Source organism: Shinella sp. M31, from assembly GCF_049199205.1.
Lineage (GTDB): Bacteria > Pseudomonadota > Alphaproteobacteria > Rhizobiales > Rhizobiaceae > Shinella.
In genome coordinates, this window is sequence record NZ_JBLZPH010000207.1 from 1 (window position 1) to 367 (window position 367).

The 367-nt window shown below is 59.1% G+C and carries 2 tRNA genes; both read right to left on the reverse strand.

From position 1 onward, the window contains the following. Positions 1-62: 62 nt before the first annotated feature. A tRNA-Glu gene (locus ACOZKU_RS27835) sits at positions 63-137 on the reverse strand. Positions 138-277: 140 nt separating this feature from the next. After that, positions 278-352 (reverse strand) — tRNA-Glu (locus ACOZKU_RS27840). Between the last annotated feature and the right edge of the window lie 15 nt (positions 353-367).

Consider the following 367-nt stretch of genomic DNA (forward strand, 5'->3'; position numbering starts at 1 on the left):
ATGCTGGACGCGGCGAAGGCGTTCTGAGCGGGGCGATTTCGACGATGAAGGAGAGGGAACCGTGGCACGCCCTAGGGGAGTCGAACCCCTCTTTCCAGGATGAAAACCTGGCGTCCTAACCGATAGACGAAGGGCGCGTGCGGTGGGCGTTATCTAGTCGGGCGGATGGATTCGCGCAAGCCTTAAATACAGGATTTTTCAGTTTTTTCGTGCGAAAAACCGGGCGATGCCGTGGGCGGCGAAAACATACGAATCAGGTGGTTCGGGGAGAAGGCCGTGGCACGCCCTAGGGGAGTCGAACCCCTCTTTCCAGGATGAAAACCTGGCGTCCTAACCGATAGACGAAGGGCGCGTGCGGTGGGCGTCT